21 protein-coding genes and 1 pseudogene are annotated in these 25,983 nt (G+C 70.4%); 11 read left to right on the forward strand and 11 right to left on the reverse strand.

The window, feature by feature from the left end; genetic code table 11:
• Positions 1 to 331: 331 nt before the first annotated feature.
• On the reverse strand, positions 332 to 553 hold the full coding sequence (locus DJ81_RS06455; RefSeq protein WP_094523093.1) for a DUF5795 family protein: 222 nt from the start codon (positions 551 to 553) through the stop codon (positions 332 to 334).
• Positions 554 to 628: 75 nt separating this feature from the next.
• Positions 629 to 1,663, reverse strand: a complete 1,035-nt coding sequence (locus DJ81_RS06460) for a DUF5794 domain-containing protein (RefSeq protein WP_094527702.1) — start codon at positions 1,661 to 1,663, stop codon at positions 629 to 631.
• Positions 1,664 to 2,335: 672 nt separating this feature from the next.
• Here DJ81_RS06460 and guaB point away from each other — a divergent pair.
• The 3 genes from guaB to DJ81_RS06480 all read left to right on the forward strand — a co-directional run bounded on the left by guaB (position 2,336) and on the right by DJ81_RS06480 (position 6,626).
• Positions 2,336 to 3,823, forward strand: coding sequence for an IMP dehydrogenase (gene guaB / locus DJ81_RS06470; RefSeq protein WP_094589030.1), 1,488 nt, complete (start codon positions 2,336 to 2,338; stop codon positions 3,821 to 3,823).
• Positions 3,824 to 3,961: 138 nt separating this feature from the next.
• Complete coding sequence (locus DJ81_RS06475; RefSeq protein ID WP_094523085.1) at positions 3,962 to 4,549, forward strand: HalX domain-containing protein; 588 nt, start codon at positions 3,962 to 3,964, stop codon at positions 4,547 to 4,549.
• Positions 4,550 to 4,658: 109 nt separating this feature from the next.
• A complete protein-coding gene (locus DJ81_RS06480) occupies positions 4,659 to 6,626 on the forward strand; it encodes a DEAD/DEAH box helicase (protein WP_094589033.1) in 1,968 nt (655 codons plus the stop codon).
• A gap of 22 nt (positions 6,627 to 6,648) precedes the next feature.
• Here DJ81_RS06480 and DJ81_RS06485 read toward each other — a convergent pair whose 3' ends face one another.
• Positions 6,649 to 7,716 (reverse strand): phytoene/squalene synthase family protein, encoded by a 1,068-nt coding sequence (locus DJ81_RS06485; RefSeq protein ID WP_094523081.1) that lies wholly within the window; start codon positions 7,714 to 7,716, stop codon positions 6,649 to 6,651.
• A gap of 198 nt (positions 7,717 to 7,914) precedes the next feature.
• On the opposite strand from DJ81_RS06485, the gene DJ81_RS06490 reads away from it, so the two are divergent.
• Positions 7,915 to 9,060: an acyl-CoA dehydrogenase family protein gene (locus DJ81_RS06490; protein ID WP_094589035.1), complete on the forward strand. Its 1,146-nt coding sequence runs from the start codon at positions 7,915 to 7,917 to the stop codon at positions 9,058 to 9,060.
• Positions 9,061 to 9,078: 18 nt separating this feature from the next.
• Here the strand turns inward: DJ81_RS06490 and DJ81_RS06495 are convergent, their stop codons facing one another.
• On the reverse strand, positions 9,079 to 11,148 hold the full coding sequence (locus tag DJ81_RS06495; RefSeq protein WP_094589037.1) for a PH domain-containing protein: 2,070 nt from the start codon (positions 11,146 to 11,148) through the stop codon (positions 9,079 to 9,081).
• Entirely contained in the window at positions 11,145 to 11,609 is a 465-nt protein-coding gene (locus tag DJ81_RS06500; RefSeq protein WP_094557269.1) for a PH domain-containing protein, read from the reverse strand. The genes DJ81_RS06495 and DJ81_RS06500 overlap by 4 nt, the downstream gene beginning before the upstream one ends.
• Positions 11,610 to 11,818: 209 nt before the next feature.
• Between DJ81_RS06500 and DJ81_RS06505 the strand changes: the two genes are divergently transcribed.
• Positions 11,819 to 13,129, forward strand: a complete 1,311-nt coding sequence (locus tag DJ81_RS06505) for a Glu/Leu/Phe/Val dehydrogenase (RefSeq protein WP_094523073.1) — start codon at positions 11,819 to 11,821, stop codon at positions 13,127 to 13,129.
• Between the two features lie 105 nt (positions 13,130 to 13,234).
• On the opposite strand, the gene DJ81_RS06510 is transcribed toward DJ81_RS06505, so the two are convergent.
• The gene (locus DJ81_RS06510) at positions 13,235 to 13,921 is read right to left on the reverse strand and encodes a YqjF family protein (RefSeq protein ID WP_094589040.1); all 687 of its coding nucleotides are present in this window, start codon (positions 13,919 to 13,921) and stop codon (positions 13,235 to 13,237) included.
• Between the two features lie 253 nt (positions 13,922 to 14,174).
• A pseudogene (locus tag DJ81_RS06515) lies at positions 14,175 to 15,060 on the reverse strand (cation diffusion facilitator family transporter).
• 246 nt (positions 15,061 to 15,306) lie between these two features.
• Here DJ81_RS06515 and DJ81_RS06520 point away from each other — a divergent pair.
• Positions 15,307 to 16,008 (forward strand): HD domain-containing protein, encoded by a 702-nt coding sequence (locus DJ81_RS06520; protein WP_094523067.1) that lies wholly within the window; start codon positions 15,307 to 15,309, stop codon positions 16,006 to 16,008.
• Positions 16,009 to 16,083: 75 nt separating this feature from the next.
• Here the strand turns inward: DJ81_RS06520 and DJ81_RS06525 are convergent, their stop codons facing one another.
• Positions 16,084 to 16,770 carry a TetR/AcrR family transcriptional regulator gene (locus DJ81_RS06525; RefSeq protein WP_094523065.1) on the reverse strand — a complete coding sequence of 229 codons (687 nt, stop codon included), beginning with the start codon at positions 16,768 to 16,770 and terminating at the stop codon, positions 16,084 to 16,086.
• A 169-nt stretch (positions 16,771 to 16,939) separates the two neighbouring features.
• Here DJ81_RS06525 and DJ81_RS06530 point away from each other — a divergent pair, with 169 nt between their 5' ends.
• Both DJ81_RS06530 and DJ81_RS06535 read left to right on the forward strand, forming a co-directional pair.
• The gene (locus tag DJ81_RS06530) at positions 16,940 to 18,646 is read left to right on the forward strand and encodes a COG1361 S-layer family protein (RefSeq protein WP_094523063.1); all 1,707 of its coding nucleotides are present in this window, start codon (positions 16,940 to 16,942) and stop codon (positions 18,644 to 18,646) included.
• A 69-nt stretch (positions 18,647 to 18,715) separates the two neighbouring features.
• Positions 18,716 to 21,214, forward strand: coding sequence for an RND family transporter (locus tag DJ81_RS06535; protein WP_094589042.1), 2,499 nt, complete (start codon positions 18,716 to 18,718; stop codon positions 21,212 to 21,214).
• On the opposite strand, the gene DJ81_RS06540 is transcribed toward DJ81_RS06535, so the two are convergent.
• Genes DJ81_RS06540 through DJ81_RS06550 form a run of 3 tightly spaced genes read right to left on the reverse strand, consistent with a single transcriptional unit; the run spans position 21,211 to position 24,097 of the window.
• On the reverse strand, positions 21,211 to 22,284 hold the full coding sequence (locus DJ81_RS06540; protein WP_094589044.1) for a metal ABC transporter permease: 1,074 nt from the start codon (positions 22,282 to 22,284) through the stop codon (positions 21,211 to 21,213). The two genes, DJ81_RS06535 and DJ81_RS06540, sit on opposite strands and share 4 nt — an antisense overlap.
• Positions 22,281 to 23,036 carry a metal ABC transporter ATP-binding protein gene (locus DJ81_RS06545; protein ID WP_094523057.1) on the reverse strand — a complete coding sequence of 252 codons (756 nt, stop codon included), beginning with the start codon at positions 23,034 to 23,036 and terminating at the stop codon, positions 22,281 to 22,283. The genes DJ81_RS06540 and DJ81_RS06545 overlap by 4 nt, the downstream gene beginning before the upstream one ends.
• A complete protein-coding gene (locus tag DJ81_RS06550) occupies positions 23,033 to 24,097 on the reverse strand; it encodes a metal ABC transporter substrate-binding protein (protein ID WP_094589046.1) in 1,065 nt (354 codons plus the stop codon). Before DJ81_RS06550 ends, DJ81_RS06545 begins: the two co-directional genes overlap by 4 nt.
• A gap of 151 nt (positions 24,098 to 24,248) precedes the next feature.
• Here DJ81_RS06550 and DJ81_RS06555 point away from each other — a divergent pair, with 151 nt between their 5' ends.
• The 3 genes from DJ81_RS06555 (at position 24,249) to DJ81_RS06565 (ending at position 25,942) form a co-directional block, all read left to right on the forward strand.
• Positions 24,249 to 24,677: an SHOCT domain-containing protein gene (locus DJ81_RS06555; protein WP_094523053.1), complete on the forward strand. Its 429-nt coding sequence runs from the start codon at positions 24,249 to 24,251 to the stop codon at positions 24,675 to 24,677.
• A gap of 102 nt (positions 24,678 to 24,779) precedes the next feature.
• The gene (locus tag DJ81_RS06560; RefSeq protein WP_094523051.1) at positions 24,780 to 25,025 is read left to right on the forward strand and encodes a YhbY family RNA-binding protein; all 246 of its coding nucleotides are present in this window, start codon (positions 24,780 to 24,782) and stop codon (positions 25,023 to 25,025) included.
• A complete protein-coding gene (locus DJ81_RS06565) occupies positions 25,025 to 25,942 on the forward strand; it encodes a mechanosensitive ion channel family protein (protein ID WP_094589048.1) in 918 nt (305 codons plus the stop codon). The genes DJ81_RS06560 and DJ81_RS06565 overlap by 1 nt, the downstream gene beginning before the upstream one ends.
• Positions 25,943 to 25,983: the final 41 nt, after the last annotated feature.

The raw sequence follows: 25,983 nt of genomic DNA on the forward strand, positions 1-25,983 counted from the left end.
GCCGGAGGGATTTGAACCCCCGATCGACTGATATCTCCGGTGCGCCTCGGAACTCCAGAGGGTCGTCAACGCGAGCGATGATCAGTCGCCCGCTCGGTATATCAGTCTGGAGTGTCGTCCCGGGCACGAACCTCTGGAGTCAGTCGCCATGCCTGGCTTGGCCACAGCCCCACGCGGTATCGCATTAGGTGGTTGCCGAAACGCGGATAAAGGGGTTTCGATCGCGAGCGATCGGGTGACGACAGGGCGACGCGAGCGATCGAGTGACGACAGGGCGACGCGAGCGGCGCCGTTACCGAGCGAGGTCCGACCGCTGTTCCCGGCGATAGCCTCAGCGGTCGTCGTCGCTCCAGTCGCACTCCTGGCATTTGAACCCGGTGACGAACTCGGTGACGCTCGGCATGTAGCCGACGGTGATGACGTCGCCGCCGCACTCGGGGCAGTCCCGCTCGGCGTCCGCGATGGACTCGGCTTCGAGCACCGACTCGCCTTCGACCAGCTCCGCGAGCTTCTCGGGCGTCACCATTCGGCCCTGCACGACGCGATTGGACATACGTCGCGTAGACGGCGGAGCACCTAAACCCCGGCGACACGCCGGTGTGGGGAGCCGCCGATCGCGACGCGACGCCTACAGCCAGGGCGCCCGGGAGTCGTCGTCGGTGAACGGGTCCGACTCGTCGTCGCCCGCGTCGCGGTCGCCGCCGTTGGCCAGCACCGCCACGTCGTCGTCCACGATCGGTCCGGGCGCGTCCGGCGGGGCGTCGAGCGGCGGGTCGGTCGGCGCGGGATCTCCGTCCGCGGGCGCCTCGTCGGAGCCTCCCTCCTCGTCGGCGTCTTCGTCGTCGCCGTCGCGGGGACCGTCGCCCGGCCCGTCCTCGTCGCCCGGCGAGTCGTCCCCGGAGTCCGCGACGGGACCGGCGTTCGGGTCGTACGCGAACAGCGTGGTGACGGCGAGGACGGCCAGCGCGATGGGCGCCTCGGTCTGCATCAGGTCGAACGGACCGAGCAGGATCGGGAGCGCGAGCACGCCGAGCGCGACCGCCGAGCCGAACCGGAAGCGGTCGATGTCGACGCGGCCCCGGAGGTGCGGCGACAGCAGCGCGACCGCGAGGGCGAACGAGACGCCGACGCCCGCCGCGGCGGCGCCGTTAACGACGTACTCCGGCGAGGTCATCTCGCCCGGGCGCACGGCGAAGCCGGCAGGGTCGAAGCTCGCGACGAACCCGAGCGCGATGATGACGCCCGGGCTCGGGAGGTACTCGCCGATCTCCGAGCTCGCGGTCTTGGCGGCGATCGTGAGGATCACCAGCCCCGCGAACCGCTCGAAGACGTGGAGGTCGAGGAACGCCTTGAACGTCGGCGCGAACGCCGCCTCGATCGCCGCGATGGGAACGACCACCGCGCCGATCAACAGCACGGAGGTCGCCATCTCCCGGCGGCTCCCGTCCATTTCGGCGAGGATCACGGCCGCGGTGGCCGACCCGCCGAAGATGAGGATCCCGGTCTCGACGACGCCGGTGGCGGTGCCCAACACGCCGGCGATGACTAACGCCGGGAAGATGCCGTCGATCAGCGGCAGCACCATGACGGTCGCGAGCAGCTTCGTCGCGCTGCCCACCTGCCGCTCTAAGCGGAGCGCTATCGGGTGGCGTGAAACGCTCATTCAGGGGCGATGTCCCTGACCGACGGGTACACGGTGGGAAGCAGACGACCCGCGATAGCCGAGGGCCCGGCGTGCGGAGTCGAAGCCGCGAGCGGCCCGACCAGCCCATGTAAAGAGTTTGCGCGGATTGCCGGCTGTAAAGGAGGCGCCGAGGGTGCGGATCGGCTGGCCGGCGGTGCGCGCGTTCACGGGACTGTCGGAGTCCATACTCTATATACGCGTTTCGGTTGCGTTAAAGGTTGTGTGAGACCTGTCCGCACGACACGGACGATCGCTGTATCTCATTTAAAAAGGCGGGTACGAACCGGTGACGAATCCCGGATTTCGCCGGCGATCCGTCGACGGCGCCGGCGTTAGAGCGCCGATCCGTGGGAGACGGCTCGCGGACGTGCCCGTCGAACTGTGACACGCGAGAGCCGAGGGCGGGTGATCGAAGGCGAGAGTCGAGTGCGGGTGATCGAAGGGAGGTCGCAGGCGCCTCGTCCGTGGAGAGCGCGAGGCTGGCACTCGCGCCGAACGCCTGACGAGCACCCGTGCCGGTCAGGTTCGATATCGGCTCCGCCGCGCGCGATATGATCCACGCCCGTGCATATATATAGAACTCGAATGAGAATGAGGTGCACGTCCGTGCGGACTCGCAACGTTTTTGATGCGGCACTCACGACGGTTTATATGGAGACCAACTCCGGTCGATTCTCTGCGAAGCTCGACGTGCCGGAAGCGCTGACGTTCGACGACGTGCTCCTCCGCCCCAAGGAGAGCCGGGTGGAGCCCGACGACGCCGACCTCTCCGCGCGCGTCTCGAAGAACGTCGAACTCACCGTGCCGGTCCTCTCGGCGGCGATGGACACCGTCACCGAGAGCGACCTGGCAATCGCGATGGCCCGGGAGGGTGGCCTCGGCGTCCTGCACCGCAACATGACCGTCGAGGAGACGGCCACCGAGGTCGAGCGCGTCAAGCGCGCCCACGAGCTCGTCATCCGCCGCGAGAACGTCGTGACGGTCTCGCCCGACGACACCGTCCGCGAGGCCGACGCCGTGATGGAGCGACAGGGCGTCTCCGGCGCCCCGGTCGTCGACGCGGAGGACGCCGTCCTCGGCATCATCTCCGGGACGGACATCCGCCCCTACCTGGAGGTCGGCGAGGACGACGCCGTCGGCGAGGCGATGACGGACGAGGTCATCACCGCGTCGGAGGACGTCGACGCGCGCGAGGCGCTCGAACTGATGTACGACCACAAGATCGAGCGCGTCCCGATCGTCGACGGCGAAGACCGCCTCGTCGGGCTCATCACCATGCAGGGCATCCTCCAGCGCCGCGAGCACGAGGAGGCCGCCCGCGACGACAGGGGCCGCCTGTTGGCCGGCGTCGCCGTCGGCCCCTTCGAGGAGGAACGCGCGATCGCGGCCGACGAGGCCGACGTCGACGTGATCTTCATCGACTGCGCGCACGCCCACAACCTCAACGTGCTCGACTCCGCCCGCGCGATCAAAGAGACCGTCGACGCCGACGTCGTCGTCGGCAACGTCGGGACTCGCGAGGCCGCCGAGGCCGCCATCGACTTCGCCGACGGGCTGAAGGTGGGGATCGGGCCGGGGTCGATCTGCACCACGCGCGTCGTGAGCGGCGCCGGGATGCCGCAGATGACCGCGGTCTCGGAGGTCGCGGACGTGGCGTCCCAGCAAGGCGTCCCGGTGATCGCTGACGGCGGGATCCGCTACTCCGGCGACGCGATCAAGGCGCTGGCCGCGGGCGCGAACGCCGTGATGCTCGGCTCGTACTTCGCCGGCACCGACGAGGCGCCCGGGCGCGTCATCACGATGCAGGGGAAGAAGTACAAGCAGTACCGCGGGATGGGCTCCGTCGGCGCGATGAAGTCCGGCGGCGGCGACCGCTATCTCAAGGAGGAGGACGAAGACGAGGAGTTCGTGCCCGAGGGCGTCGAGGCCGCGACGCCGTACAAGGGGAGCCTCGCCTCGGAGCTCCACCAGCTCACCGGGGGGATCTGCTCCGGCATGGGGTACGTCGGCGCCGCGACCGTCCCCGAGCTGCACGAGCGAGCCGAGTTCGTCCGCGTCTCCAGCGCCGGGCAGACCGAGGGCCACCCGCACGACGTGATGATCACCGACGAGGCGCCGAACTACAGCCCGAACGAGTGATCGCTCGCCGGATCGGCCGACGGTCGGCCCACGGTCCGACGGCGTTCGATAGCGGCGGCGTGGTCCCGAAGAGGTATTTTAATATAGTCCGCGAAGAGACCAAACGTGTGAGCGAACACGTCGTCGCTCCGAGAATCCATGAGTGAGCAACCGCCGCTGGTCCTCGTGGTCGAGGACGAACCAGATCTGGCCGACCTGTACGCCGCGTGGCTCGGCGACGAGTATCGCGTTCGAACCGCGTACGGCGGCCAGGAAGCGCTGGAGAACCTCGACGAAGTCGACGACGATGTCGATACGATCCTGTTGGACAGGCGGATGCCGGGGCTCTCGGGCGACGAGGTGCTGTCTGCCGTCCGCGAGCGCGGCATCGACTGCCGGGTCGCGATGGTCACCGCCGTCGAGCCCGACTTCGACATCCTGAAGATGGGGTTCGACGACTACCTCGTGAAACCCGTCACCAGCGACACCCTCAGGGAGACGGTCGCGGGGCTGTTGCGACGGGGAGAGTACGACACGGAGATGCAGGAGCTGTTCTCGCTGACCTCCAAGAAGGCGATGTTGGAGACGGAGAAGAGCGCCACGGAACTCGCCGACAACGACGAGTATCAGCGACTCACCGACCGCATCAACGAGCTCCGGTCGCGGGCCGACGAGTCGCTGGAGGCGGTCACCGAGGACGAAGACGACTTCGAGAAGCTGTTTCAGGACTTCGACGACGGGAACTGACGGCCCGAGGCGGCTCGGAACGCGACGCGACCGGCGTCCGGAACCGAAACGCGGCTCCGCTTCCGCCCCGCCGACTGTTTAAATACGGTCCGGCCGAACCGACGACCGAATGCGCGTCAGCGACCTCCCGCTCGCCGAGCCGTACGTCGACCACTTCGCCGAGCGGGGGATCCGCGAGCTGTACCCGCCGCAGGCGGCCGCCGTCGACGCCGGCGTCTGCGACGGCGCGAACGTCGTGGCCGCGATCCCCACGGCCTCCGGGAAGACGTTCGTCGCCGAGCTCGGGCTGTTGACCGCGGACGGCCCGGGGCTGTACGTCTGTCCGCTCCGCGCGCTCGCCCGCGAGAAGTACGAGGCGTTCGCGTCGCTCCCCGGCGTCGACGTCGGCATCTCCACGGGCGACTTCGACGCCACGGGCGAGGCGCTCGCCGGCAACGACGTCGTCGTCGCGACCAGCGAGAAGGTCGACTCGGCGATCCGGAACGGCGCCGACTGGGTCGACGAGCTCGCCTGCGTCGTCGTCGACGAGGTCCACCTCCTCGGCGCCGAGCGACGCGGCCCGACCCTCGAAGTGACGCTCGCGACGCTCCGCCGCCGGAACCCCGACGTGCAGGTCGTCGCGCTCTCGGCCACCGTCGACAACCCGGAGGCGATCGCCGGGTGGCTGGACGCGACGCTCGTCGAGTCCGACTGGCGCCCGGTCGACCTCCGGACCGGCGTCGCCGTCGGCGGGCACGTCGACTTCGACGACGGGACGGCGATCGACGTCGCTGTCGCGGACGAGTCGAACCCCGAGACCGACGGTGACGACGACGACGGCCTCGACGACACCGAGGTCACGGCCGCCCTCGTCGCCGACACCGTCGCCGACGGCGGGCAGTGCCTCGCCTTCGTCCGGTCGCGGACCGAGGCGGTCGCGCTGGCGGAGCGGCTCGCCGAGGACGGCCTCGCGGGCGAGATGGGGATCGGGTCGGCCGCCGAGGCCGCCGCCGACGAGGTCGAGGCCGTCGACGGCACGGTCACCGGCCGACAGCTCGCCGACTGCCTCCGGTCGGGCGTGGCCTTCCACCACGCCGGGCTCCGCTCCGGGCACCGGTCCGTCGTCGAGGCGGCGTTCCGCGACCGCGACGCCGCCTGCATCTGCGCGACGCCGACGCTCGCGGCCGGGGTCAACGTCCCCGCGCGTCGCGTCGTGGTCCGCGACCAGAAGCGCTACGCCGGCTCGGCGATGGAGTGGCTCCCGACGCTGGAGGTCCACCAGATGTGCGGCCGCGCGGGCCGGCCCGGGCTCGACCCGCACGGCGAGGCGGTGCTCGTCGGCGACGAGGACACCGAGGCCGAGCTCGTCGAGCGCTACGTGGAGGGCGAGCCCGAGGCCGTCGAGTCGAAGCTCGCCGACCCCGCGTCGCTCCGGACGCACGTCCTCTCCGCGATCGCGACCGGCTTCGCCGAGACCGAAGAGGAGATACTCGGCGTCTTCGAGGGCACCTTCTACGCGCGGGAGGCGGGCGCCGGCGGCCTCGCGGACGCCGTCGCGGTCGCCGTCGACGACCTCGTCGCGGCCGGGATGGTCCGCCGGGAGACCGGCGGCGTCGACGCCTACCGGCTGGTCGCGACGCCCGTCGGCGAGACCACCTCGAAGCAGTACGTCAGGCCGGAGACCGGCGAGCGGATCGTCGCCGGCCTCCGGACGGCCGCCGAGATGGCGAGCGCGACGACGCTCACCGTCTTCGAGGTGATCTGCGACACGCCCGACATGCAGGACACCTACCTCGGCAACGAGGAGCGCGCCGAGATCTACCGCTTCGCCCGGGCGAACGCGGGACAGCTGACCACGGCGATGGGCGAGACCGACGACTTCGAGGAGTGGCTGGAGTCGGTGAAGACCGCGCGGATCCTCGACGAGTGGATCGGCGGCGCGACCGTCGAGGCGCTCGTGGAGGCGTACCGGATCGGCCCGGGCGACCTCGACTCGCGGATCGAGCGCGCCGAGTGGCTGCTGAGCGCGGCCGAGGCGCTGGCGGAGACGACCGGCCTCAGCGTGCCGGCGGTCTCGCGGGCGAGAGCGCGGCTCTGAAATCCGTCAGAAGAGTCGTCCGTCAGTCCGCGGGCTCGACGGCCCGGTGAAACGGGGTCCGGGAGATCGTCCGCCGGAGGTCGGCCAGCGAGTCGCGGCCGACCTCGCCGGCGACGGACATCACCGCGAACACCTCCTGTCTGGAGACTTTCACGCCGGTCTCGGTGAGCGCGTCCTCGGGCCGGGAGTTGAGCTCGCGGAGGGTGCCGACCGCGAGCAGGTACGGGACGGTCCACGCCTCCATCGTGTTCCCGTTCGAGAGGGGCATCGTCTCCAGGTACGCCTGCGCGTCGTCGAGGAACGACCGGGCGTACTCGGCGGTGCGTCCGACGACGCGGGCCGACGACTCGCGGTTCTCTGGGTGGACGACGCGCTCCTGCTCGACCCCCTCGTCGGCCAGCCACTCGGCGGGGAGGTAGACGTTGTTCTCCTCCGTGTAGTCGTCGTACACGTCCTTCGAGACGTTGACGAGCTGGAGGAGGAGCCCGAACTCCTCGGCGGTGTCGCGGAGGCGCCGCGCCCGCTCCTCGCCGACGTCGCCGCGGGTGAGGAGGTTCGTGATGAGGTTGCCGACGGTGCCGGCGGCGTAGTAGCAGTACTGCTCCAGTTCGTCTCGGTCGTCGATGCGCAGCCCGCCCTCGGTGGCGTGGCGGTCGACGAACATCGCCATCCCGTCGACCATCTCCAGCACGGGCGGGACGATGGCCTCGCGGGCCTCGGGATCGAGGTCCTCGAACGTCGCCACGATCGTCGGGGCCTCGGCGACGACCTCCCAGTCCTCGTCGCGCTCGGCGGGCGCCGGGAGCCACTCGTCGACGGCGTCGCGGAACTCGGCGATGTCGACGTCCGAACCCGGGTCGACGGCGTCGCGGTAGGTGCGCAGTACGTCGCTTTGCGCCTCGGGAGGGATGTGACCCGCGTCCTCGACGGTGTCGGCGACTCGACAGAGGAGGTACCCGACGCAGATCTGCGAGGCCATCGGCTCCTCTAACACGTCGACCGTCAGCGCGAAGGTCCGAGAAACGCCCTGAACCGCCTCGTGACACCACGGAAGGTCGGGCTCGGCGGGACCGTGTGCTCGTCCGCTCATTCGGTTACCGACACTTACGGCACAACGCATAAAAAGCCTCGTGGAACGAGCCGGGCTCTGCACCCCCGACGGGCGTCGATTCCGACGGGGTTCGAGGGACGGGATCGACCGACTGCGCTCCGAAGGGCGGCGAGAAACCTCGCCCCCGTGTAGGATCGTGTAGAAACCGATAAGTCGCCGTGCGCGGGAGTGTACGGCATGGACTTCGCGCTCTCCGAGGAACAGCGTCAGATCCGCGACACGGTCGCGGAATTCGTCGACGAGGAGGTCGTCCCACGGGCCGCCGAGATCGACGAGTCCGACGAGTTCCCGGCCGACCTGATCGACGAGATGGCCGAACTCGGGCTCATGGGAATGCCGTTCCCCGTCGAGTACGAGGGCGCCGGGCTCGACTACCACAGCTACGCGATCGGCCTCGCCGAGATCTCGCGCGGCTCGGGCGGGCTCGGGACCGTCGTCGCCGCCCACACGTCGCTCGCGGGGAACATGCTGTACGAGTTCGGCGACGAGCGACAGAGGGAGGAGTACCTCACCGCCTTGAACACGGGCGAGGACGTCGGGGCGTTCGCGCTCTCTGAGGCCGAGGCCGGCTCGGACGTGCCAGCCATGACGACCACGGCCGAGCCCGACGGCGACGGCTACGTCGTCGACGGGGGGAAGCTCTGGATCTCGAACGGCTCCGTCGCCGACACGATCACCCTGTTCGCGAAGACCGACCCCGACGCCGGCCGGAAGGGGATTTCCTCGTTCGTCGTGCGCCCCGAGGAGGACGACGGGTTCATCGTGGAGGGGACGGAGGACAAGCTCGGCGATAAGGGGTGTCCGACCGCCGAGCTCCGCTTCGACGACATGTGGATCCCCGAGGACCGGCGGCTCGGCGAGGAGGGGGAGGGGTTCGTGCAGGCGCTGAAGACGCTGAACGGCGGCCGGATCACGATCGCGGCGCGGTCCGTCGGCATCGCGCGGGCCGCGCTCAACGAGGCGAAGTCGTACGCGCAGGAGCGGGAGCAGTTCGACCACGCCATCGCCGACTTCCAGGCGATCCAGCACAAGCTCGCCGACATGGACACGAAGGCCCGCGCCGCGGAGCTGTTGATGCACGAGGCCGCGGACCTGAAGATGCGCGACGAGGACTACATCAAAGAGGCCGCGCAGGCGAAGCTGTACGCCTCGGAGATCTCCCGCGAGGTCGCGAACGAGGGAATCCAGATCCACGGCGGCTACGGCTACACGAAGGACTTCCCCGCCGAGCGCTTCTACCGAGACGCGAAGCTCTCGGAGATATACGAAGGGACGAGCGAGGTCCTGCGGAACACCATCGCTCAGCAGTTGCTCGACGAGTAGGCGGCCGCGGACGCCTCGCTACTTTTCGTCGCCCGCGGATCCGCCGTCGCTCTCGGCCGGATCCTCCGCGCTCTCCTGGTTCGACGTCCCTCCATCCGACGTCCTCTCCTCGCCGGTCTCCTCGTCCGACGTCCTCTCCTCGCCGGTCTCCTCGTCCGACGTCCCCTCGTCGGCCTCTCCGTTCCGTCCGCCCCGCTGATGGGCCACGTCGGCGTCCGAAGGGAACCGGTCGACGGCGTACTCGCCGGTGTCGATCCGCTCCGCGGGCTCGGAGTAGTCGCGGTCGGTCGTGGAGAAGTCCGGCCGGACCACCCCGTCGTCGGGGATCGCGGGTTCGTCCTCGGCGTCGACGGGGTCGGAGTCGGCGTCGGAGCCGGAGTCGGAGGAATCCCCGCTCTGGGTGTCGCCGCGTTCGGCATCTCGGTCGGCGTCGGGGATCCCGGCGTCTCTCGCGGTCGCGGCGTCGTCGTCTCCGGTGTCGGCGTCGTTGCCAGCCCCGGCCCGTCCGGCACCGGCGGCCTCTTCGGCGTCTGCGACGTCCACCCCGTCGGCGTCGTCGTCGGGACCCGCCTCGACCGCCTCGTCGACGTCGCCCTCGAACCACTCGAAGCGGTCGCGGCGGTTCCGCTGGGTGGTGAGCGCCGACTGGAGCCGCTCCTGTAACGCCTCTCTGAGCTCGATCGCCTCGTCGAGCTCGAAGTCGACGGCGGCCGCCGACGTGCCGCTGAACGAACTGCTCCCGGCGGTGTCGGCGACGATCGTCGCCACGTTCCACCGGCGCTGGAATATCGTCCGGCTGTCGATGACGGTCTGGATCCGGTAGTAGGGGACGACGGTCACCGTTCGGCTCCAGAACCCGTTGCGCGTGAGCAGGTGGTCGTCGCCGAGCCAGTAGCCGCGGTGCTTCCACTTCAGGTGCGCCGCCGGCGGCACCGCAAGCAGGAGGACGGCGGGGCCGTACCACGGGAGGTCCGGAGTCACGAACCAGTCGACGGCGAAGGCGACCCCGACGAGGACCGCGACGGCGATGACGTACCGGAAGACGTAGCGCCACCGGATCCGCTTCGGCGGCCGGGAGAACGTCGGCGTCCCGAACGACTCCACCTCGTGGGCGAGCCGGTAGACGCGGTCCGTCGTCGCGATGGGGACCGCCGCCTGACTCCCCCCGTCTCCGGACTGGCCGGGGGCGTAGCCGGCGGTCTCGATCGAGAGGCTCGCGTACCCGAGCACCCGCTTCGCCGGGTTGTCGGAGACCGTCAGCGTCTGGACCTTCTCGGTCGGGATCGAGCCGCTGTATCGCCGGAACAGGCCGCGCTCGTACCTGAGCTCGTCGCCGGCGCGCGAGAGGCGGAAACCGTAGTAGTTCGAGAACGCGACCCCCGCGCCGAGGATCCACGACACGAGGAACAGCCCGCCGACTGCGACGATGGCGGTCGCGGTGAGCGCGGTGGCGGACGCCTCGGGGATGAAGCCCGAGAGCACCGGGACCGATCCCGAGCTCAGAAAGACGAGCAGACCGATGAGCCGGCCGTCGAACGACAGTGCGCCGACCAGGGCGAGTTCTCCCGGCGAGATGGCGAACAGCTCCTCCTCCGCCGGACCGACGGCGTCGCGGTCGGCGCCGTCGGCGCTGCCCTCAGTCGCGCTCGCCTCGCCGGCCGACGAGCCGGACTTGCGGCGCTGGACCTCGCGGCGGAGCCGGGTCGCCTCCGCCGGCTTGACGAAGCGGATCGACCCCTCGGTGGAGGAGCCGCCGGCGGTCTCCAAGTCGACCGCGGCGATCCCGATCGCCCGCTGGATCACGCTCTGGCTCACGTCGACGTTCTGGATCCGGCGGTAGGGGATCTCCCGCTCGCGCCGCGAGATGACCCCGGAGGAAATGTCGAGGGTGTCCGCCGTGAGCTCGTAGTCGAAGCGCCGGTAGTAGGCGGTCTCGTACGCGAGCGCCGCGATGAGGATCGCGCCGCCGGCCGCCGCCGCCGCCGGGAGCCCCCAGTCGTTGCTGTTCGCGACGAAGAAGGCGACCACGACGAATCCCGACACCTTCTGGAGCGCGCGGTACGGGACCGACTGGGGCGCGAGCTTCACACCGCGTCCTCCCCGTCCGCGCGGATCGCCAGTCGCTTCAGCTCCTCGCGGAGGTCGCTCGCGCCGTCCGGCGTCAGTCCCGGAATCCGGACGTCCGCGCCGCGGGAGCCGGCCGTGTAGACGACGCAGGAGGCGAGCCCGACGCCGCGCTCGACCGGGCCGCGCCGGGAGTCTACGTGTTGGATCCGCACCAGCGGCACCGTCGTCCGGACCTGCGTAACCACGCCGCGGTCGAGGTACAGCGCGTCCTCGCGGATCTCGTAGCTCCACCGTCGGTACTTGAGCACGGCGTGGACCACGCCGAGCGCGAGGACGACGCCGCCGGCGGCGAAGGGCGCCCACATCGGGAGGCGGCCGATGTAGAACCCGCCGGCGAAGGGGAGAGAGAAGACCGCCGCGACGATCACCGCGCGGAGGATCCACACGATCCGAATCCGGGGATGCAGCGACTGTGCCGTCATCGAGGCTCCCCCGCCGCGTGTCCGCGTATCATACGCCGTCGTTGTCGGCGCCGACGTATAAGTCCGGGCGAAACGGGTCGCCGTCAGGCCCCGGAGACGCCCGTGATAGTCCTCGCACTGAGGGCGCACTCGACGCATTTGAGAGGTACTCTCTACCGGGGTCAAGTATTGCCGAAACCGATATCACCCGGGCCCGAGTCGGGCCGAATATGGCGGACGATCCGTTCGAGAACATGCTGGCACAGATGGACCGCGCGGAGGAGTACGCCGACGTGGATCACGGCGTCTTCGAGCGGCTCAAACACCCCGAGCGGACGCTCAAAGTCACCCTCCCGGTCGAACTCGACTCGGGGGAGGTCGAGGTGTTCGAGGGGTACCGCTGCCAGTTCGACAGCGCGCGCGGGCCGTTCAAGGGCGGCGTCCGGTTCCATCCGACCGTCAGCCAGCGGGAGGTCGAGGCGCTCGCGGGGTGGATGACCTGGAAGACCGCGCTCGTCGACCTCCCGTACGGCGGCGCCAAGGGCGGCGTGATCTGCGAGCCGAAGGACCTCACCCAGAACGACTTGGAGAGCCTCACCCGTCGGTACACGGAGGGCATCCGGCGGATGATCGGCCCCGAGACCGACGTGCCCGCGCCGGACATGAACACGAACCCGCAGACGATGGCGTGGATGATGGACACCTACTCGATGTACGAGGGCCACTCCGTCCCGCAGGTCGTCACCGGCAAGCCGCTGGAGGTCGGCGGGACGCCCGGACGGGTCGAGGCCACGGGACGCGGCGTCTCCATCGTCACCGAGCGGCTCTTCGAGTACCTCGACCGCGACCTCTCGGAGGCGACCGTCGCGATCCAGGGGTTCGGCAACGTCGGGTCGAACGCGGCCCGACTCCTCGACGAGGCCGGCGCCCGGATCGTCGCCACCTCCGACGTGACCGGCGCCGCCTACGACCCCGACGGGCTCGACGTGAGCGCGCTCGCCGCGCACGTGAGCGCCGGCGGGCTGATCGAGGAGTACGTGGCCGGCGATCTGCGGGCGACGCCGGACAGCGGGCGAGCGACCGACGGCGGCGAGCGCTGGGACGACCCCGACGCGATCGGCAACGACGAGCTGCTGAGGCTCGACGTCGACGTCCTGATCCCGGCCGCCGTCGAGGGTGTGATCACCGCCGACAACGTCGACTCCCTGCGCGCGTCGTCCATCGTCGAGGCCGCGAACGGGCCCACGACCGTCGCCGCCGACGAGGCGCTGACCGAGCGCGACGTGCAAGTGGTGCCGGACATCCTCGCGAACGCCGGCGGCGTCATCGTCTCGTACTTGGAGTGGGTCCAGAACGCTCAGGAGTTCTCGTGGCCGCTTGAGACGGTAAACGCGGAGCTCGAACGCCGCATCGGGACGGCGTTCGACCAGACGATCGACCAGTACGACGAGAAGGGGCTCCCGGACCTCCGGACCGCGGCGTACACCCTCGCGCTCGAACGCACGGCGAGCGCCCACGAGTACCGCGGTCTCTTCCCGTAGAGGGCCGGCGCCGCGGTCAGCGTCGTCGCGGTCGGCGCCGCCGTCGGTGGCCTCCCGGTCAGCGCCCCGGTCGGCGGCCTCTCGGGTGGCGCCGAGACTCCGAGTTCAGGCCCGCCGGAGCCGGTCCGCGCTCACGTCGACCGGCTCCGCGTAGTGGACGAGCGGCTCGCCCGCGGGGCGCTCGAAGCCGTTCGCCTCGAAGAGCGTGTTCTCTCGGAGATCGGCGGTTCCCTCTCGCAGCGTCCACGGCTCGTGGGCGATCTCGCCGCGGTAGAGGCGATTTCCGTCCGCGTAGAAGCGGTAGTTCTCGAGGAGGAACGCCGCGAGCGACCCCGGCTCGGCCGCGAACGGCTCGCCCGCCGGACCATAGGTGGCGTCGAAGCGGGCGTCCGTGACCCCCCGGTGCGTCCGACGGCTCCGGAACCGGACGGCCCCGTCGTCTCGACGGGTCGCGCTCATCTCGGCGCGGTAGTACGGCAGGGCGAACAGCCGCCGGGCGACCGCGACGCCGAGGCGGTCGTCGGCGTCGAGGTTGTAGAAATATACGCCGGGGCCGCTCGGCCCCTCGACGTACGTCCTGAGGTTGAGCTCCGGGAACGAGAGCCCGAAGGGGACGCCTCGCGGGCGGATGTCATCCATCACGAAGGCGACGACGCCGAGGTACGCGTCTCCGTCGTGCGTGGCGACCGTGAGCCGCTCGGGGAGCGTCTCGTCGACGACGGCCGGATCGACCGGCCAGTGGCAGAACAGCCCGTCGCGCCACGTCATCTCCAGCCAGCGGCGTCCGAACATGCGATCGGTAGGGCCGCGAGGGGCAAAACCCGCACGACCGTCGAGGCGCGTTCCGGTTTCGGACGGGCGGTCCGAAGCGCGGTCGGATGCGTCCCCTCGCCGATCAGTCGCGCCGGTTCCCCGGATCGAGAGTGCGTCTGCTCCGTCGGGAGTCGCGTCGGTTCCGTCGGGAGTCGCGTCGGTTCCGTCGGGAATCGCGCCGGCTCCGTCTCCGACGGCGCCGCACACGGTCGTCGTCCCCGCCTGCGGGGGCTCAGGTACCGAGGTCGATCCCGTCGGGGGCGTCCTCGGCGTCCTTCCACTCGCCGAGTCCGGAGGGGTCGAGGTGAACGTGGACATCGCCGACGTCGTCCAGGTCGCGGAGGCCGGTGACGAGCGCCGTCTCGACCTCGTGGGCCTCGCGGAGCGTCATCCCGCCGTCGACCTCGACGTGGACCTCGACCTCCAGTTCGGTCCCGTCGTAATACACCGTCAAGTCGTGGACGCCTTCGACGGCCGGGGACCGCGCCGACGAGGTAGGTGACGTTCTCGCGACCGATCTCGACGCCCTGGTAGACGACGAGGACGCTGACCAGCGCGCCGGCGACCGGGTCGAGGACGGGGAACCCGAGCAGGGCGCCGAACACGCCGAACAGCGCCGCGACGGTGGTGTAGATGTCGTTGAGACAGTCGGCCGCGAGCGCGGTCAGCGCCGTCGACCCGAGGGTCGCGTTGACGCGCTCCGTGTACCAGTAGAGGAGGTACATGTCGATCAGCGCGAACAGCAGCGCCGCGACGAGGATCGGGCTGGCCGTGATATCCGGCGATCCGAGGAACTCCGAGACGGACTCCCGCAGCAGCAGCACGCCGAGCAGGACGATGACCGCACCGACGAACAGCGCCGTCAGCGGCTCGATCCGCTGGTGGCCGTGCGGGTGCGTCTCGTCGGCGGCGTCGTACCGGGAGCCCCCCCAAACGAACACGACCGCGCTGGCGACGAGGTCGGCGACCGAGTGCGCGGCGTCGGCGAGGAGCGCGACGCTGCCGAAGGCCAGTCCGGTCGCGCCGACGACCGCGATCTTCAGCGCGTTGCCGAAGATGTTCACCCCTGCGGCCCGCTGGAAGCGGGCCTTCTCGCCGTCACCCCAGGGGCGCCACATACGTTCGGGTCGTCGCCGGCCGTTCTTAAGAGCCTCGCCGCGTCGCCCGGCGGGTCACTTCCTCCGGGGGCACGGACGGAGTGCGGGGGTGCCGCGAGCGCGCCGCGAGTCCGCGGACGGCCAGAGCGCCGAGACCGCCGGCGGCCGACGCGTCGGGCCCGAGCGGAGCCGATCGCCCCCCGTCGTAACGACTAAGAACGAAACGCTCCTCGGTACCGGTAATGAATCACGAGTTTTTCGCCCGGGGTGGTCTCCGTGGGCGTCGAGATTAAGGAAACGGAGGTGAGCGACGAGGACTTCGAGGAGATGATGGGGTTTGTGAGGGATTACCTCGCGGCCAGCGTCGAGAGCGAGGAGGACGGCGGGCGGATGCGCTGGTACCCCTGGCACTCCGCGGAGTACCGGTTCAACCACATCGTCAACGTCGTCGACCTCGCGACCGAGATAGCCGAGGCGGAGGGCGCCGACGTCGACGTGGTCCGCGTGGCCGCGGTGTTCCACGACGTCGCGAAGCTTGAGGCGGAACAGGACGTGCACGCCGAGGCCGGCGCGCGGGTCGCCCGAGAGTATCTCCAGAGCCGCGGCAACTACCCCGAGTCGTTCATCGAGGAGGTGTGCGGGGCGGTCGTCGACCACTCGTACACGGGCGATCTGGCGGACGTGCCGCTGGAGAGTCGGTGTCTGATCGAGGCCGACGTGCTGGACAAGGTCGGCGCCAACGGCGCCGTGCTGATGCTGCTGCGGATGGGGTACGAGTCCCGCACGCACATGGACGCCGCGAAGATGGTCGACCGGGTCCTCCAGCGCGCCCACGACCACACCGAGCGCGTTGTCTCCGACAGCGCCGAGAGCATCGCCCACCAGCGCATCAAGCGCGTGAAGTGGCTGAAAGAGTGGCTCGAAGAGGAGGTCACGCGGATGGACGTCGAAGGCGTCACCGAACGCTGACCGCCGGACCCCTCGTTCCCGGGCCACCTATCCCCCGAGAGGTCGTTCCCGGTCAGCCCCGGCTTCGCTCCAGGCTCACCCCTCGACATCGACCCGCGGGAGCATCGCCTCCAGATATCGACGGGCGCCGCGACGGGTGTCGTCGGTCCAGTCCCGGTCGGCGGTCGTCGCCCAGCGGAGCATTCCCCCGGTCGCGAGCGTCTGAAGCGTCGAGGCCACCTCGATGGGGGGTATCGCGGACGCGTCGCCGCGCGGATCGGTCGAATCGTCCCCGTCGCGGTCGGCGTCGACGTCGGTGCCGCCGTCGATCTCCGCCGCCGCCTCGCGGACGGTCCGTTCGAGGAACGCCTCGAACACGCGGTCGCTGCGGTCGAAGTGGTCGCGGTAGGCGCCGTCGCTGGCGGCCTGCGCTCGGAGCTCGACGATGACGGTCAGGAACTGCGCGTCCGGCGCGTGCTCGTCGTCGACGGAGCCGGGGTCGGTCGTCGCCGAGAGGTAGATGTCGAGCCGTTCGTGGGGCGTCAAGTCGAACTCGCCCGCCGACACCGACGCCTCGAACCCGTCGAGCAGGAACCCGAGGAGATCGACGAGCAGCTCGTCTTTCCCGTCGTAGTGGTGATAGACGAGCGACGGGCTCTTGTCGAACTCCTCGCCGATCCGGCTGATCGTGAGGTCGGCGTACCCGTGCTCGCAGAGCGCGCGGAACGCCGCCCCCAAGATGGCCTGGCGAGTGTCGGCGGGCTCCGCGAACGGGTCGTGCATGGTGAGTCCACCGCGGCCACGCACAAAACGCTCTTGATTGAACGTTCATTCAACACGCTTAACACGGGAGCGACCCACACGACCGTATGACTCGACGCGACGCGTCCGGCGGTCGGTCCCCGATTCGGCGCCCCCACGCGGTCGATGGGAGAAACGGCGGAGGCGAGAGATGAGCCGGCCAGCGCGGGCGGGCGCGCTCGCTCTCGCGGTCGTCGCCGTCACGGCCCTCGTCGGCGCCGCCGCGTTCGCCGGGGCCGCGGCGCCGGTCGGACAGGCTTCCACGGCCGGGCAGGACGTCGACGGCGCGCGGACCGCCGCGGTCGGTCCGACGGCGGACGGCGGTATCGCCGCGCAGACGACGGAGCGCCAGATCCGCGGCTCGCCCGCGCTCGATCTGTTCGCCTCCCAGCGGACGGTGCCGAGCGGCGCGGAATCGACGGTGACGCTGGACGTCCTCAACACCGGCGAGATGGAGTTCGGCAACCAGCTCGACCCGCGGGTGACGACGGCGCGCGGACTCACGCTCTCGGTCGACGACGGCGACGTGCCGATCGAGGTCGGCGACGGCCGGACGGTCGTCGGCGACGTGCGGACCGACGCGAGCCCCGTGCAGGTCCCGCTCGAGGTGACGGTCCCCGACGACGTGCCGGACGGCTCCTACGAGGTCGAGGTGACGGCCCGCTACCGGTACACCTTCGAGATCATCCCCGAGTTCAACGACCACAAGGACCGGCGCGGTACCGACCGGTTCGACGTCACGATCGTCGTCGACGACGGCGCGCGCTTCGCGATCGTCGAGACCGGCACCGAGGCGCAGGTCGGCGGGGGCGGCGAGGTCACCGCAACCATGCGGAACGTCGGCGACGAGGTCGCTCGCGACGCGGTCGTCACCGGAACGACGACCGGGAGCGAGGCCGTCATCGGAAGCGACGGGAGCGCCGAGTCGTTCGTCGGCGACTGGGCGCCCGGCGAGAACCGAACGGTGACGTTCGAGTCGACGGTCTCGCCCGACTTCGGCGGCGGGGCGTACGCGCTCGTCTCCACCGTCGACTACCGCGACGCGGACGGGATCGACGAGACCTCTCCCGCGTCCCGGGCCGGCGTGGTGCCGATCTCCGAGCAGTCGTTCTCGATCGACGGCGTGGAGGGGAGCCTGGAGGTCGGCTACTCCGGGAGCGTCAGCGGGACGCTCACCAACGAGGGGCCGCTCGACGTCGACGACGCGGTGCTCGTCGCCGACCCGCAGAGCGACCGGGTGACGGTCGGCGAGCGGCGGTACGCCCTCCCGGAGATCCCGGCGGGCGAGTCCGTCGACTTCTCGTTCGACGCCCAGGTGAGCGGGAGCGCCGACCCCGGCCCCCGGCAGTTCCGGTTCACCACCGAGTACACGAACGGCGACTCGGCCATCGCGGTCGAGGAGACCCGGCGGATCGAGGTCGCGCCGCGGCAGCCCGAGTTCGAGCTCGCCGCCGACAACGCGACCGTCCCGGCGGGCGAGACCCGGCGGATCACCTTCGAGATCACGAATCAGCGCCCGGAGACGCTCTCGTCGATCAACGCCGGGCTGTACGCCGACAGCCCGCTGTCGGCCCCCGACGACGAGGCGTTCGTCGACGAGCTGGCGCCCGGCGAGTCGACCGAGATTGCCTTCGACGTGGCGGCCGCGCCAGGGGCGACCGTCGAGACCCACCCGATCGAGCTGGACTTCCGCTACGACGACGAGCGCGGTAACGACCGGATATCGGACGTCACCCAGTACCCCGTCGAGGTGACCGAACCGACCGACGACGGCGGGCTCCCACTCCTACCGCTCGCCGTCGGCCTCCTCGTCGTGGTCGCCGGCGCGGGAGCGCTCGTCCGGTACCGGCGGCGGTGACCGGATGGGCGACACCAATGCCCGCGCGTCTCCGAGCGACCGGGGGGCCCTGAGTCGACGGAGGCGACGGTGACCGCGGCCGACCGGCTCGTCGAGCGGGTCGACGAGCTCGTCACGGAGCGACCGGTGGCGGTGATCGCCGTCTTCCTCCTGATCAGCGTCGTCGCCGTCGGCGGGGTGGGGGGGATCACCACCTCGGCCGGCGCCGACCAGTTCACGCAGGACATCCCCGCCCAGCGCGCGCTCGACGACATCGACGAGGAGTTCGAGACGTCGATCGGCGGGTCGGCGACGTCGGCGCAGGTGATCGTCACCGGCGACAACGTGCTCTCGCGATCGGCGCTGATACGGGTCCTAGAGACTCAGGAGCGGCTGGAGTCGCGGTCGACCCTGAGAGTGAGCTCGACGACGAGCCACGCCGACGCGGTCGCCCGACGGTTGGACCCGACCGCGGAGACGCCGGGCGAGCGCCGCGACGCGGTCGCGGAGGCGACGCCGAGCGAGCTGCGGACGGCCATCGCCGACGCCGACGCGTCCGGCGCCGTCGCGGCGCAGGTGTCTGTCGACTACAACCCGACAGCCCAGCGAGCCGGGGCCGCCATCGTCGGTGTCACCTACGACCTGCCCGAGGCGGCCACGACGGCCCGAGTGACAGAGCTACAGACGCGGAGCGTCGACGTGGTCGACTCGGTGCCGGGCAACGAGGCCGGCGAGAACGCGGTCCTCTTCGGCGACGGGATCCTCCAGTCGGAGGTCACGGCGCTGCTGACCGACACCGCGGTCATCGTGTTCCCCGCGGCGCTGCTCCTGATATTGGGCTTCCTCGTGTTCGCCTACCGCGACCCGATCGACATGGGGATCGGCCTCGCCGCCCTGCTCATGTCGCTCCTGTGGACCTTCGGGTTTATGGGATACGCGGGGATCCCCTTCTCCGACTCCCTTATTACCGTCTTCCCGCTGCTGCTCGCGGTCGGGATCGATTTCGGGATCCACATCGTCAACCGCTACCGGGAGGAGCGCGGCGAGGGGCTCTCGATCGCGGCGGCGATGCGGACCACGACCGATCAGCTGTTGATCGCCTTCCTGCTGGTCACGATCACCACGGTGTTCGGGCTCGCCTCGAACCTCGTGAGTCCCTTCGAGCCTAACCGGGACTTCGGGCTCGTCGCCGCGGCGGGGATCACGTTCACGCTCACGGTGTTCGGCGTCTTTCTCCCGGCGACGAAGGTGGTGGTCGACCGCTGGCGCGAGCGGCTGCCGATCCCGGCGTTCGGCACGACGCCGCTCGGGTCGGGCGGCTCGCGGCTCGGGCGCGTGCTCCGCGTCGGGGTCGACCTCTCGAAGGTCGCGCCCGTGGCGGTCGTCGCCGTCCTGCTCGTCGGCGGCGCGGTCGGGGGCGCGTACGGGACCGGCGTGAACACCGAGTTCTCGGAGGAGGCGTTCTTCCCAGACGAGGACCGGCTGGAGACGTACTCGAACCTGCCGGAGCCGCTCGCGCCGACCGACTACACCTTCCTCCGGGTGCTCACGCTGTTCGAGGAGGAGTTCGAGCAGAGCTTCGTCGGGAGCGTGACCCTGTACGTCGACCAGTCCGTGCGCGACGACGACGCCCTGGAGCTGATCGACCGGACAACGCGCGATCCGCCGGACGCCTTCGAGACGACCGACGAGCGCCGGGCCGCCTCCACGAGCGTCGTGACCGTCATCGAGGACCGGGCGGCGCGCGATCCAGAGTTCGGCGCGCTCGTGGACCGCAACGACCGGCTCGGGACGGGCGTCCCCGACCGCAACGTCGACGAGGTGTACGACGCGCTGCTCGACTCGCCCGACCGGGACCGGGCGCGCGGGTACCTCGCCGCCGACCGCGGGAGCGCGCGGATAGATTACACGATCCGCCCCGGCGCCGACGACTCGGAAGCGGTGGCCGGCGTCCGGGCGCTCGCGGAGCGCACTCCCTTGCAGGCGGTTCCGACGGGCGACCTCGTCGTCAACGAGGCCGTGATCGACCGGCTGACCGAGTCCGCGATCCGGAGCCTGATCGCCGCGTTCGTGCTCACGGCCGTGTTCCTCGCGCTCTCTTACGCCTACTTGGAGGGGAAGGCCGTGTACGGCCTGCTCAACCTCGTGCCCGTCCTCGTCACGGTCGGCCTGCTCGTGGGTTCGATGCGGCTGTTCGACATCCCCTTGACGCCGATCAACGCGCCGATCCTCTCGGTCTCGATCGGACTCGGCGTGGACTACACCGTCCACTTCGTTCACCGGTTCGTCGACGAGTTCAAGGCCGGAAACGCGGTCGAGGACGCGCTCGACATCACAATCGCGGGCACGGGCGGCGCGCTCACCGGGAGCATGCTCACGACCGTCTGCGGGCTCGGCGTCCTGTGGCTCGCCGTGATCCCGCTCCTGCGGGACTTCGGCGTGCTGCTCGCGCTCGGCGTGCTGTACGCGTACCTCTGTTCGATCCTGCTCGTCCCGTCGCTGGTGGTCGTCTGGAGCCGGTACGGCGACCGCGTCGGTCTCGGGCTCGACGGGACCCTCTGCGACGAGCCGACGGAGCGGGCCGACTAGTCGGTCGACTCTGCTCCGGCGACGTCGTCGCCGCCGACGTCGGTGGCCTCGCCCGTCGCCCGCTCGGCGCCGTCGACGCGCTCGGGGGCCTCGTCGCCCGCCCGCCGCGACTGGGCCTTCCCGGCGAGCACCGCGACGATGTACACGCCGACGGCGACGAGAACGATCGTGCCACCGGCGGTCGTGTTGTAGTTGAACGACAGCGTGATCCCGGCGACCACGGCGATCTGCGCCAGTACGACCGACGCGAGCAGCGCCTCGCGGAAGCCGCGTGCGAGCTGGGCGGCGGCCGCGACGGGGACGACGAGCATCGCCGCGACGAGGATGACGCCCATGATCTGCATCGCGCCGACGACGACGAGGGCGGTCAGGGTCGTCATCAGGCGGTTGTACCAGGGGACGTTGATCCCGGCGACGCGGGCGGCCGTCTCGTCGAACGTGACGTACAGCAGCTGCTTGTACGTGACCGTGACGACCAGCGAGACGATCGCGAAGAGCACGACCAGCAGGACCGCGTTCTCCCGCGAGACCGTCGAGAGGTTCCCGAACAGGTACTGGTTGATCCCGACCGCGAGCCCGCCGGTGTTCAGGCTGATGAGGACCGCGCCGAGCGCGAACCCGGTCGAGAGCACGATCGCCATCGACACGTCGTTGTACGCGTCGGTGGTCTCGGCGATCAGCTCGATCGCCAGGGCGGCGATCACGGCGACGACGATCGCGGTGACGTACGGCGAGATCCCGGTCCCGAGCAGCGAGTTGACGAACAGCCCGACGGCGACGCCCGCGAACGCGGTGTGGGCGAGCGCGTCGCCGATGAGCGCGAGCTGCCGGTGGACGAGGAAGGTGCCGATCAGCGGCGCCATCACGGCGATGAGCGCGCCGACGAGGAACGCGTGGTGCATGAAGACGTACTCCAGCATCGCGATCCCGAGCCGGTCGCCGACCCAGCCGAGCCCGTCGCTCCACAGGCCGACGAGCCGCGAGAGGAGGTCGTACGGCGCGGAGAGGAGCGGGACGACGGCGGCGGGCGACGCCGCCGACGCGACGGCCGCGGAACCGGCGGGGGTCACGTGACGATCCCCCCTTCCTCGCGGCGGACGTTCGTCCCGTACGCGCGGTCGAGCGCGTCGCTCTCGGCGAACGCGGCCGGCTCGCCGTCGAAGTACACCTCGCGGTTGAGACAGACGACCCGCGAGGCGTGCTCGATGACGGCGCCGATGTCGTGTTCGACGAGGAGGACGGTGATCCCGTCGTCGACGAGCTCGTCGAGCAGGTCGAAGAAGGCGTCGACCGACTCGGCGTCGACGCCGACGGTGGGCTCGTCCAGGACGAGCAGTTCGGCCTCGCCGGCGAGCGCCCGCGCGATGTACGTCCGCTGGCGCTGCCCGCCCGAGAGCGCGGTGATCTTCCGGTCGGCGAGGTGTTCGATGCCGACCGTCGCCAGGGCGTCGCGGACGCGGTCGCGGTCGGCGGCGGTCACCCGGCCGAAGCCGGCGTGCGGGAACCGCCCCATGAGGACGACTTCGCTCACGGTGATCGGCATGCGCTTCTCGTCTTCGGTCACGTCCTGCGCGACGTAGCCGACGCGCTCGCGCTCCGCGAACGCCCGGGCGGGGTGACCGAGCAGCTCGGCCGACCCCGCGTCGGGCTCGTGGAGGCCCAGAAGGAGGCGGAGCAGGGTGCTCTTCCCGGAGCCGTTCGGTCCGACGATCCCGACGTACTCGCCGCGGTCGACCCGCAGGTCCACGTCCTCGACGACCGGCGTCGCGGCGTAGCCGAACGTCAGCCCGCGGACGTCGACGAGGGGGGTGTCACCGCTCATGGCTCGAAGTTTCGACCGTAGTCGGCGAACGTCACGTCCTCGGGGTCGTCGAGACCGAGGAGGATCCGGAAGGTGGGCAGGTTCACCTGACGGGCGATCTCGAAGTACCCCCACCCCCGCTCGACCCAGGACTCGGCGGTGCCGGCGTACGGCGTCACCGGGAAGTACGCCTCGACGTCGGTCTGCTCCAAGAGCTGTCTCGCCGGCCGGATCGGCTCGAACACGGCCGCGCCGATGTGTCGGATGTCGTTGGCGGCGATCGTGTCCTGCGCCCGCTGCATGTCGGCCGGCCGGACGTCGTTGCTGGCCGCGAGGTTCACCACCAGCGGCTCGATCGTCGCGCCGTAGCGCTCCGAGACGTAGGCGAAGGCGTTGTGTGCGGCGAGGAACGCCACGTCGCGCTCGGCGGCGTCGAAGACGGCCGTCCACTCCTCGTCGAGCGCGTCGAGCTCCGCGTCGATCGCGTCGGCGTTCTCGCGGATCGTCGCCTCGTCGTCGGGAGCGAGCGCCGCGAGCCCGTCCGCGATGTTCTCGACCGCGACCTTCGCGCGCTGGGGGTCGAGCCAGAAGTGCGGGTCCTTCGCGTCCTCGACCGCCTCGTCCTCGGTGAGCGAGTCGGCGAGGTCGAGCAGCTCGACCCCGGCGCGGGCGTTGATAAGCGCCGTCTCCGTCGTCTCCGCTTCCAGCGTGTCGATCGCGCGGTCGACCCACGGCTGGAAGTCGGGCCCGACGTGGACCAGGGCGTCGGCGTCGGTGATCCGCCGCTGGATCGACGGGTCCGGCTCCCAGCCGTGACCGTGGAGGCCCGTCGGCACGAGGTTCTCGACGTTCAGGACCGTCCCCTCGGCGAGCGTGTCGGCGAAGTCGTAGAACGTGAAGAAAGAGGCCACGACCGTGTACTCTCCGGCGTCGGCGCCCTCACCGTCGCTTCCGCCGCCGCCGTCTCCCGGATCGGCGGCGTTTCCCGTGCAGCCGGCGAGACCCCCCGCGAGGACGCCGGCGCCGATGCCGGCGAACCGCCGTCGAGAGAGGCCCGTGGCCTCGTTCGTGTCGGTGCGCATTACCAGCCGTTTGTCGGTGGGAACGTAATACGCTTTGGGTCTAAGAAAAAGATTAGACAAGTCTAACTCTAGCCGCGGACGGGAGAAGCGCCGACGGAGCGCCCCGACGCCGCCGATACGATTTAGTCGCCACACCGAGAGGACCCCCACGATGGCGGAGTCCTCCCTGCGCGAGCGGTTCGAGCGAAACGCGAGCGAGATCGCGGGCACGGTCGTGACGGGCGCGTGGCTGGCGGCGCTGTTCCTCGGCTTTGAGTGGTGGCTCCCGCTCATGCTGTTCGGCTACGTCGTCGTCGTGCCGGTGGTCGGGATGCTGTTCGACGGGGACGAGGAGGCGGAGCGGGCCGAGGGACCCGCGGTCGACCGGACCACGGAGAGCGACGCGGTCGACGAGGAGCCGGCGGGCACGCGGGACGCGCTCGACCGGCTCCGGAGCCGGTACGCCGAGGGCGACCTCACCGACGAGCAGTTCGAGCGGAAGCTCGACCGGCTCCTCGAGACGGAGACGCCGGAAGACGCCGCCGAGTACGTGCGTCGAGAGCGCTCCCGGGAACCGGCGCGCGAGGTCGAACGCGAGTAGGGGGACCGCGGCCGATCCGGACGCGAGCGTCGCCCGCGGCTCCGAGCGGCCCCGTCGTCCGCGAACCTCAAGCTTCAACTGCCGCGACCGAGTGAACGACGTATGAGCGATCAACAGCTCCGCAAGGAAGCGCACGACCTCGACGTCACCGTCTGGGTCGGGAAGAAGGGCGTCGACGCCGTCGTCGACGAGACGGCCGACCAGCTCGACGACGCCAAGCTCGTGAAGGTGAAGTTCCTCCGGGCGGCCCGAGGCGGGACCACGACCGACGAGCTCGCCGCGGAGCTGGCCGACGCCGTCGACGCCGAACTCGTAGAGACGCGAGGGAACACGGCGGTACTCCACTGATGAGCGCCGCGGGCGGTACGAGCGACGTCGTCGCCGTCGCGGGGACGCTGGAGCCGTTTTTGCGGCCGCTGACCGGGATCGTCATCGACGCCGCGATCTTCCTCGCCGTCGTTTTCGCGACGTACCTGCTGTATAAGGCGGTCATCGCGCCGCTCGTGCTGCGGCTCTTCGACAGGCAGGGCCTCGACGAGCACGCGCGGCGACCGCTCCAGAAGATCGTCGCGTTCCTCGTGCTGTTCGCGGGCGTCACGGTCGCGTTCGGGGCGGCGGGATATCAGGGATTCCTCCGGTCGCTGGCGACGATCGCCGCGGCGGCGACGCTCGCCATCGGCTTCGCGCTTCAGGACGTGATCAAGAACTTCGTCGCGGGCGTGTTCATCTACACCGACAAGCCGTTCCGCATCGGCGACTGGATCGAGTGGCAGGGGAACTCGGGGGTCGTAGAGGACATCTCCTTTCGAGTCACCCGCGTCCGCACGTTCGACAACGAACTTCTCACGGTGCCGAACGCCGTGCTCACCGGCGACGTGGTGAAGAACCCGGTCGCGAAGAAGACGCTCCGGCTGAAGTTCGTCTTCGGGATCGACTACGAGGACGACGTCGAGAAGGCGACCGACATCATCGTCGAGGAGGCCGAGAAGAGCGACGCGATCCTCGACGACCCCGCGCCGTCGGTCAGGCTGACGGAGCTGGCGGACTCGTACGTCGGCCTGCAGTCGCGGATCTGGATCGACGACCCGTCGCGGGCGGACTTCGTGAAGGCGCGCGCCGACTACGTGAAGGCCGTCAAGAAGCGGTTCGACGAGGAGGGGATCTCGATCCCGTTCCCGCAGCGCACCGTCTCCGGGCGGAACGAGTGGACGGACCCCACGTCGTTCGGCGGGGCGGCTGAGGCCGGGATCGGCGGGGACTCGTAGCCCGCTCCTCCCGGCGACCGCGGCGACACCGATAGTAACGA

Origin of the sequence: Halorubrum sp. Hd13 (assembly GCF_002252755.1) — an archaeon.
Lineage (GTDB): Archaea > Halobacteriota > Halobacteria > Halobacteriales > Haloferacaceae > Halorubrum.

Coding starts and splice junctions, on each gene's coding strand:
- DJ81_RS06510 (WP_094589040.1), bottom strand. CDS start 13,921: ATGTTCGGACGCCGCTGGCTGGAGATGACGTGGCGCGACGGGCTGTTC.
- DJ81_RS06460 (WP_094527702.1), bottom strand. CDS start 1,663: ATGAGCGTTTCACGCCACCCGATAGCGCTCCGCTTAGAGCGGCAGGTG.
- DJ81_RS06475 (WP_094523085.1), top strand. CDS start 3,962: ATGAGTGAGCAACCGCCGCTGGTCCTCGTGGTCGAGGACGAACCAGAT.
- DJ81_RS06505 (WP_094523073.1), top strand. CDS start 11,819: ATGGCGGACGATCCGTTCGAGAACATGCTGGCACAGATGGACCGCGCG.
- DJ81_RS06560 (WP_094523051.1), top strand. CDS start 24,780: ATGAGCGATCAACAGCTCCGCAAGGAAGCGCACGACCTCGACGTCACC.
- DJ81_RS06500 (WP_094557269.1), bottom strand. CDS start 11,609: ATGACGGCACAGTCGCTGCATCCCCGGATTCGGATCGTGTGGATCCTC.
- DJ81_RS06525 (WP_094523065.1), bottom strand. CDS start 16,770: ATGCACGACCCGTTCGCGGAGCCCGCCGACACTCGCCAGGCCATCTTG.
- DJ81_RS06545 (WP_094523057.1), bottom strand. CDS start 23,036: ATGAGCGGTGACACCCCCCTCGTCGACGTCCGCGGGCTGACGTTCGGC.
- DJ81_RS06555 (WP_094523053.1), top strand. CDS start 24,249: ATGGCGGAGTCCTCCCTGCGCGAGCGGTTCGAGCGAAACGCGAGCGAG.
- DJ81_RS06485 (WP_094523081.1), bottom strand. CDS start 7,716: ATGAGCGGACGAGCACACGGTCCCGCCGAGCCCGACCTTCCGTGGTGT.
- DJ81_RS06565 (WP_094589048.1), top strand. CDS start 25,025: ATGAGCGCCGCGGGCGGTACGAGCGACGTCGTCGCCGTCGCGGGGACG.
- DJ81_RS06550 (WP_094589046.1), bottom strand. CDS start 24,097: ATGCGCACCGACACGAACGAGGCCACGGGCCTCTCTCGACGGCGGTTC.
- guaB (WP_094589030.1), top strand. CDS start 2,336: ATGGAGACCAACTCCGGTCGATTCTCTGCGAAGCTCGACGTGCCGGAA.
- DJ81_RS06530 (WP_094523063.1), top strand. CDS start 16,940: ATGAGCCGGCCAGCGCGGGCGGGCGCGCTCGCTCTCGCGGTCGTCGCC.
- DJ81_RS06480 (WP_094589033.1), top strand. CDS start 4,659: ATGCGCGTCAGCGACCTCCCGCTCGCCGAGCCGTACGTCGACCACTTC.
- DJ81_RS06490 (WP_094589035.1), top strand. CDS start 7,915: ATGGACTTCGCGCTCTCCGAGGAACAGCGTCAGATCCGCGACACGGTC.
- DJ81_RS06455 (WP_094523093.1), bottom strand. CDS start 553: ATGTCCAATCGCGTCGTGCAGGGCCGAATGGTGACGCCCGAGAAGCTC.